This window comes from Bacillus sp. AFS088145 (genome assembly GCF_002564465.1).
Taxonomy (GTDB): domain Bacteria; phylum Bacillota; class Bacilli; order Bacillales; family Bacillaceae_G; genus Gottfriedia.
On the sequence record NZ_NUUX01000053.1, the window covers coordinates 1 to 8,225 of the forward strand.

Below are 8,225 nucleotides of genomic sequence, written 5' to 3' on the forward strand. Positions count from 1 at the left end.
GCTACATCTATGGGATTTGTCTTCAAGCCAATCATAGAATTAACTGATGTAAATTCCATTTTGAGTATAGTAAAAGCAGGTATTGGATCTACCATACTTCCCAATACTCTTCTCACTTCGGAGAATTCTGAAACCCTTAAAGTAATTAAAATAGTGAATCCTGTAATTACTAAGGAAATTGCTATTGTACATCATAAAGAAAAGTATATTGGATCTGCTGCTAGAAATTTTATTGACTTGTTAGTTGCATATGTAAACTTGACAAGTCTTGATGTAGGAGGAACTGAAAATATTTTGATTAATTCATAAAAGTTCATATAAAAAAACTCCCCTTNNAAGGGGAGTTTTTTTATATGTTATTAACTTTAACGTTTATTAGACAATTTTATTCTGTGAATACTGCCACCCTGCGTGCCGACAAACAAATATTCTTCGTCTGGAGAAAGTTCAATTGCTGTAGTATTTCTATTCTCAAGTCCCTCAGATAAATTGGTCCATGTTTTTCCTCCATCCACACTCATTATTACACCGCGACCACCCTTAAGAAGTCCAGTTTCATAATAAGAACCAGTGATTTAAGGAAGAATAGGATGACTCTGATAAAACTTAATTAAACCATTTTATTTAAATTCTAAAAACCACAGTAATTACGTTGATATTTAGATTCTTTTGATAATAATTCCAAAAAAATTAAAAAACCTGCTCCGATTTGAGAACAGGCTTGAATTAACATTTCGTATTTTTTAATTTCTCTCTTTTGTATGGAATATTACAAAATACCAAAATTGAAAATAATCATTTCATTCCAAAATAAAATTTTGATTGTAGCTATGAAGCTTTGCTTAGTCTAGATGAAATCACTGATTTTTTGAAAACTTTTTTATAACGATAATAGACATAAGTTGCTAGTATAATACTAATCAATGCAATTATAAAATCTAACCAGAATACTGCAGTTACACCGATATTTTTTACAAATAACCCTGTAATATATGGGATTACTATGAATGCAGAACTTGATGCAGTGCTTACATAAGCCGATATTGTCGCTTTATTTTTAGGGAAGAACTCGACTATGACTGTAATACACAATTGAAATAAACCTGCAGTTGAAAAACCTATTAGAAAAGAACTTATTATTAACAAACTTGGTTGTTGGCAAAATAATAAAATCAATAATGATAATGAAGTTAAAAATGGATACAAAATTAATATTAATATTGGACTTACAAACCGATTGATAACAAATGCAAGGATTAAAACTGAAATTAGAGATCCAATGTTGAAATAACTCAATAACTGAATAGATTCAGTTCTACTCAATTCAAGTATTTTAAGACCATATGTTGGTATCCAAATTTGTACGACCATAAATAATGTTGTGGTTGTAAATCCCATAAATATGGTAGCTAGGCCTTCCAACAAAATATTTGATTTTGTTTTGAATCGATATCCTTCGTAGATGATATCTTCATTGTTTTTATTAGTATTCTTAGGAAAACGAACTGAAGATAAGAAACTTCCGTTAATAAAAAAGATAAATGCAAGTATAAAAAATGAATATCCGTAAAAAATATTATGATTGATAATAAATGAAATTAAGATTGGAAGAATCATTGCTCCGACTGATATAGATGCTTTTATTAATACTGTAGATATTCCTGGATTTTTTGGAAATGCTTCAATCAGTGCCGGATAGGCTCCTGAGTCTAATAATGAATTACTAACCCCGGCAATTATGGCAATAATAAACGCTATTTCATAAGTAGGTGCTAGAGGTATTCCAATCAAAAATAGTAGATATAGAAATGAAGCTGTTACTACAAGTGGCTTTCTCCCGAATTTGTCTGAAAGCCTACCTGATACACTTAAAGTGATTAATTTTCCAATCCCAATACCTGAAACTAAGATACTTATTCCAGTATTATCGGTATTTAATTGTGTTGTTAGAAAACTCATATTTGATGAAAAAATGATATTAATCATACCTAATAGTAAGTAATCAATATATAGCCCTATAGTCATACCTACATGTTGAGTTTTCATTAGATCCCCCAATTTAATGTTATACCTTCAATTATTAAAATCTCGTTAAAAAACTAGCTAATCTTTTTTATTATGTCAAGATAATCCTTTTGATTGGCACATTTCTAGTTCACTTAGCTATGCTGCTTGAATATCGATATTGGTCTAAAGATTGTAAAGAGAAGAGTAAAAAACTGGTCCAAGATGCACAAAAAACCTTTAATTAAAGATATATTTTTTAAAAAATTCATCAGTAATATTTCCATAATTATCTGCAAGGTAGATTTTCAAGATTATTTAATCATTAATACACTTTGATATCTATCTTACTGATCTCTTATTTTATTTCAATTAATGATTACTTTTAAATATTATCTCGAATTCAAGATAATAATAATGCTTATCAAACTTTTTGTCAATTACACCTAAATCATTTTAATTTTTTATCCTTGTTTTCTTATATTTAATTTTTATTACTCTTTTTAACTATCCCCTCACCTAACTATAATTTTCCTTATAAGATTTTTTAGATATCATTATTTAGTCAAAATAGTTTTTGTAAAGGGATAGTATGAATATTGGATTCATTTTTAAATTTATTAAAATCTATACTTTTAAATATTTTCATTTATTCTATTTCTTCTCTATCAGTGACTGTAACCTTTACTTTAATCGTACCAAGAGATTTCAATGTTAGTTGAAATTTATTTTTTTTTGTAATTGTTTTCCAGGATTTATAGTTATTTCTAAACAATTCTTCTTCTAAATGAAATACATCAAACTGTTTACTAATTCCTTTTGAAAAAGTCGTACGGATTTCCTTTTTAATTTCTTTTTCTGCTTCATTTTGCAAAACTTTATTGCTGACTTTAGAGTTTAACTGAGTTACAGTTGCATGTACTTTAATATTCATATTAAATTTTGGAACACCTGATTTGTTAACCTTAGAACGAATCTTAATAATTGGGTCTTCAATTGGAAGCAATGCTTTTATTTTTCCGTTCTTTTCGTTAAGAGCTAGAGGTGTACGTTCTGTATTCCGATCAACCCAACGTAATCCTTTTAAATCATCTTTGGATAACCATTTTGGTTTTTTCCCTTTATAAAACAAAAAAGCTCCATTTACATTCATCATTGGCATATTTTCGTCATCTTTTTTCCATAGTTGATCATTTAAACCAAGTGATGGTATGATAATTGTGGCACTAGGTTCATTATTAAGTGCAGCGAACTCAACTAATTTCATTGGTGAAATTAGTGAATGCTGTTCATAGTTTCCATTGGGTAAATGTAATATAGTCATAATTGGTGAATTAGGCTTGCAGCTGGATGGCCTTTAGGTCCAGGTCCTCCTACTTTCACTATATTTTGATAGGTATCGTCTTGAAAAAACACATCAGGAAAACCACAACGAATATGACCTGATGGTTTTAAAAATTTATAACAAACTTTAGCTACATCCACACCTTCTTCATAGGTAAGACGCTCCCATACATGCTCAGCTAAAATAGCTGAGATAGAATTATTATCAAATCTACTTTCCCAAGTAGTCTTATCTAATAAGTTAAGTTCATCTTCTTGTGTTTGAATCCATCCAGGATTATTGTTTAACGCTCCTGCATCTACTACTACTTTAATTTCATCTTGTTTTGTAACCAACACTTTTACCTCATAACAAATTTAGTTCATTTAATATTTTCTTTGTTTACTATAAATTTTTCTTCTTCAACTAAACTGCCATTAGCTTAATAAAAAAAATCGACTAAAAAGTCGATCATGTTGTTCAACTAAAGTATTGCGTTAGTTCAATAAGATTATTTTAATATGTTCCATTTAAGTTGGTAATTAATACATTAAACATGTTTTTTAGAAAGGGAGCTTACTAATGAAAGGTTCACATACTAAGCAGCCTATTCCTCACCTAAAAGCCCATAAACACAATTCTAATCAATTTTAGTATCGACAGCCTATTTTAAGTCATTTATTCTTTGGGATAATCGTTTTATGCTGGTATATTTGCTGGATTAATCACATTTGTCGGGGGTATTATAGCTATATTCATTATTAAAAATGACTAATACCTTATTCAACATAAATTAAAAGGATCTGTCCAATAAGCCCTCAATGTCTTTTAAAATAAATCAGGTTTACGTACATTATTTTCATTTATTATCGATGTTACAATGTGTAGTGAATCCCATTCTCCACCTGAAAATTTTATAATTGGGTATTTTTTTGGAAATAGCTTATTACGGATAACTTCAACTGAATCCCCTTCTTTTTGTAAAGTTAATACTTTTTGCTTAATAGATAATAAATAGTCTCGTTTTCGTTTAAGCGCTGCGCGACCATCTTCTACAAACCCTACATGGTTGCAGAATACATCTTGAAAATCATAAGTTAATACTTTCTCTAATGAGTGAATAATTGAAGGGATACTTTCTTCTGCTAATACGACTTTTGTCCGGTCACTTACAAATAAATCTCCCGTAAATAATTGACCTGTCTCCTGATTTAATAAAGCTTTATGATCAAAAGCATGACCAGGAGTATCGATTACTTTCCATGTCGCATTTCTGGATGTAAACGTTTCAGGCATAGCCTTTGCATGAAACGGCTTTCGTCTCCCCCAAAAGAGTTGCCTATATAAAGGATAATCTGCACGTCGTGCGCAATAATCAATTGTTTTTTCATTTAAATAAATTGGTAGTTTCTTAGTTTTTTCAATATAAGCGGCACAACCTGAATGATCTTCATGAGAATGAGTTATCATTACTTGATCAAAATCTGCTTGGTCAATAAAGGATTCGAAATATCTATGTAAGGATTGCGATCCTGTATCAATTAATACACCATCCACTAAATAACTGTAAACATTTAATGAAACACTTTGAAATTTAACTTCTCCATTCAAGTATGAGACGCCATTTTTCTCTCCTAAGTATGATTTTTTCTTTAAAAACATCACCATTCATCTCCTTATCTCCTTACTGTTAAACCAAAAATCATTTTCAAATAATTATCTTTAGTAACGTTATATTTAATACGTATAAAATCCCAACTACAGTTACCTCCATTCGTTTTATTTTTTAAAATATTCTGCATTTTAATTTTATCACAAAATGAATTACCACTCATTCTTTTATTGGGCTAAACTGCCAAATACTCAAATAATTTTGTATAAGCTGTACGTACCAAATAACTCTTTAGTAAATATACCTGTTCTTAAAGTAAAGGAAACATTATCGGGATCTAACCAATGATCATAAATTTTTACAACAAACGCAAGATCAGCATTCCCTTTTGCAAAGGTATCACCTTTCTTTTTAAAACCATGCGAAATGAATACTGGTGCGATTATTTCGTTAATAATCTCCCTAAATGTCTTCTCCAAATGTTTCACCTCCATATATCTTCAGTTAACTCTATAAACCCAATAAAATTCCTTTATTAATTAAAATAAAATTTTAAAATAACTATATGTGTATACCTTATTAACTACAGCTCCAATTCGATTCTCAATTGCATTGCCTGCTCCTACTTCACAGGGGCGTTATTCATCAATTTCATCTTCTCTAGCTCTTGGTCATCAGGTGGAAAAGCTTAGTCTTAAGCTACTACCTATTCTTGTTACCCCTGCTTTTCTGATAATTCACTTGCTAAGTGTATCTCTTGATCTGTTAAAAGACACGATTCTATTATAACTTTAACTAGAGCTTTTCAATTCGCAGTAAAAAATAGTGTTAACCAATGCTTGGCCAACACTTCAAGTATATTTTTAATTATAGTTGACTACAAAGACTTCTTATCGGATAGTTTTTCTATATTTTATATATTCTTAGACATTTTATTTTGAAATGTAACACGAACAGTCGATATTCAAATTCAAATGCCCCAAAAGATAGATATGTAGATTTTTACAGGTTTGTTGTTTGTAAATAATTTCTTTTTGAGCACTCTCAGAATAATCACTATGATTGGAATGGAAGGTGCGAGACCCCTATGGGAGTAATGTGACAGATACTACTCCACCCTCCCCCTACATAATAATAGGCCCATTGTGTTAAAACTAACTTTGGTCCAATTTATTTAATTAGATTGTTTTCTTACCCTGCAATTACTTTTTAGATTAAGTGTATATTTATTCTAAATAAAATCTATGTAATTTGTCAGATCCTAATTGGTATTGAACTATCGCTTTGGATAGTTCAATACCTACTTTTTCTTTACTCATTTTTATAAATGAGGATTCCGTTTATTTTTCTTCATCTAAGAAAATAGTTATCGTTAAAACAATTGTGGGTATATCGCTTTTACACCGCCAGCTAAATTTTGCTGAACCATTCGGCTCAAATTGTCTGCTAAAATTTCATAGTTATCTCCTTCTATACCATCGATTGCCATCTTTGCAATTTCAGCAGGATTTGATTTAGGTGCCTTAATATTTGCTGTTATGTCTGTGTCCATATATGCTACATGTAACCCAGAAACAAGTATATTTTTAGGAGCTAGTTCCAGTCGGAGCGTATTCGTCAAACTCCATTCTGTTGATTTAGCTGCTGGATATGAACCCCCTCCGTTCACGCTCAACCAAGATAGAACGGAGAGAATATTTAGTTACTTCCTTTGCAATCTCGGCTGCCACAGCAATTGATTTTTCATCTGTAATGTCTATCTTTAGAAGAAGTTCCTCTGCAAGATGACTACCCAGTCCACGATTTGCTCCTGTAATTAGTGCTATTTGTTTTGAAATTTCCTTTTACGAATACACCTCATTTTCTATTTACAAATTATTATGTCTTATGTCTTAAAATTTGTATCATAGAGTTTTTGAATTCATTTGAGAATATTTATTCTTAAATATGCACTAAAATTAAGTGATTCTATTATCATTTACCCTTAATATTCGTGAATTATATAACATATTTACGCTCCTTGATTTGGTATTGAAGGACTGGAAGTGACATGTTTAAATCTAACTGAATACAACAATACATAAACGACAATCAAGGAAGAAGACAGATTTAGCACGATAACTTCATGTTCTTTTTTATACTTTCTTTTCTTCGTATTCAAAAAAATAAACAGTAACTACTGCAATTACAATTATAATGATTGGGGATGAAAATAATAAGATCCCTAGAAAACAAATGGCAAGAATTCCTGAGCCTATTTTTAAATAAATTGAGTTGAATAAACTCATACATGCTAATACGCCTAATAGTGCATTACATAAGAAGAAGGCATTAGCAATTGATACTAATTGCTGAATACTAACTATATCCATAAAGAAAAGAATGAATACAACTGCGTGTATACAAAACAAACTTAGCAATGCACGTGACGCAACATTATTTTTATTTTTAAATGATAACCATGTTGGTAATAATCCATTTTTTGCTTGATCTGAAACTAGCCTAGAAACAGCTCCAATTACTAACAGGACTGTACTAATACATAAGGCAATTGTAATGGTCGATATAATTGGAGTTGCCCATCGACCAAATAAACTTTGAAGTAATGGAGCTAATGATTGATCGGATGAAATCGAATCTTTTGAATGTACCCACTGGAATGCCAGAGCTACTGTCAGACTTACAATAGCAATCACTGAAAAACTTAATGCTACAGCTTTTGGAATTGTCTTTTCAGGTGACTTTACTACTAATGAGTAACTGCCAATTACTTCCCACCCAATTAATGACCAAAACAACAATAATAAACTTTGGCCAAAATCATTCACAGTAATTGGATTGGATAAAGATATATTGCCATCAACTGTAAATAAAGTATGAAAGCTACCTACAAGTAGAGTTACTACTATAATACTGGACATAAAAAATGCAAATTTTCCTACATCTGCAATATTCCTGGTTAAGATCAAATACACAAAACATAGTAAGCCAATTGCTAGCCATTTTTCATTAAAAAGAGTTTGTGTTGTTAATAATTGTAAATAATGTCCCGCTGTCCCAAACACTGCAATAGGACCAAAACAAATTGCTAGTAAAAAGAATATTGCTGAAAGATTTTTAATATGAGTTCCAAAAGCACGCTCTACTGCTAAAGGTACACCTGAATCACCCGGTATCATCAAACTTATTTTCCCGAACATATTTGCAAATAACATACTTAACCCAAGCATAAGTATCCAAGCAAAAATTGCATAATTTCCAGCTATTTCAAATACAGCAGGAGGT

At 30.5% G+C, this 8,225-nt stretch carries 7 protein-coding genes and 2 pseudogenes; 1 reads left to right on the top strand and 8 read right to left on the bottom strand.

What is annotated here, in order from left to right; translation table 11 throughout:
* A partial coding sequence (locus tag COI44_RS22930) for a LysR family transcriptional regulator substrate-binding protein (RefSeq protein WP_142329300.1) occupies nt 1–309 on the top strand: 309 nt, incomplete at its 5' end.
* A gap of 519 nt (nt 310–828) precedes the next feature.
* Here the strand turns inward: COI44_RS22930 and COI44_RS22935 are convergent.
* The 8 genes and pseudogenes from COI44_RS22935 to COI44_RS22965 all read right to left on the bottom strand — a co-directional run.
* Complete coding sequence (locus COI44_RS22935) at nt 829–2,046, bottom strand: MFS transporter (RefSeq protein WP_098429955.1); 1,218 nt, start codon at nt 2,044–2,046, stop codon at nt 829–831.
* Nucleotides 2,047–2,653: 607 nt separating this feature from the next.
* The gene (locus COI44_RS22940; RefSeq protein WP_098429956.1) at nt 2,654–3,328 is read right to left on the bottom strand and encodes a Ger(x)C family spore germination C-terminal domain-containing protein; all 675 of its coding nucleotides are present in this window, start codon (nt 3,326–3,328) and stop codon (nt 2,654–2,656) included.
* Nucleotides 3,329–3,342: 14 nt separating this feature from the next.
* A pseudogene (locus COI44_RS22945) lies at nt 3,343–3,687 on the bottom strand (class I SAM-dependent methyltransferase); the annotation flags it as partial.
* A gap of 469 nt (nt 3,688–4,156) precedes the next feature.
* Nucleotides 4,157–4,990, bottom strand: coding sequence for an MBL fold metallo-hydrolase (locus COI44_RS22950; RefSeq protein WP_098429957.1), 834 nt, complete (start codon nt 4,988–4,990; stop codon nt 4,157–4,159).
* 201 nt (nt 4,991–5,191) lie between these two features.
* Nucleotides 5,192–5,419 (bottom strand): DUF4304 domain-containing protein, encoded by a 228-nt coding sequence (locus COI44_RS22955; RefSeq protein ID WP_179887238.1) that lies wholly within the window; start codon nt 5,417–5,419, stop codon nt 5,192–5,194.
* A 239-nt stretch (nt 5,420–5,658) separates the two neighbouring features.
* Nucleotides 5,659–5,745, bottom strand: a pseudogene (locus COI44_RS23950) (deoxyribose-phosphate aldolase); the annotation flags it as partial.
* Nucleotides 5,746–6,312: 567 nt separating this feature from the next.
* The gene (locus tag COI44_RS22960; RefSeq protein WP_286141694.1) at nt 6,313–6,609 is read right to left on the bottom strand and encodes an SDR family NAD(P)-dependent oxidoreductase; all 297 of its coding nucleotides are present in this window, start codon (nt 6,607–6,609) and stop codon (nt 6,313–6,315) included.
* Nucleotides 6,610–7,075: 466 nt separating this feature from the next.
* Nucleotides 7,076–8,225, bottom strand: a 1,150-nt coding sequence (locus COI44_RS22965) for an APC family permease (RefSeq protein ID WP_098429960.1), incomplete at its 5' end; no start/stop codon positions are given.

What these genes read in the sequence shown, in the direction of transcription:
- COI44_RS22940 (WP_098429956.1), bottom strand. Translation starts at nt 3,328, where the DNA reads ATGACTATATTACATTTACCCAATGGAAACTATGAACAGCATTCACTA.
- COI44_RS22935 (WP_098429955.1), bottom strand. Translation starts at nt 2,046, where the DNA reads ATGAAAACTCAACATGTAGGTATGACTATAGGGCTATATATTGATTAC.
- COI44_RS22950 (WP_098429957.1), bottom strand. Translation starts at nt 4,990, where the DNA reads ATGTTTTTAAAGAAAAAATCATACTTAGGAGAGAAAAATGGCGTCTCA.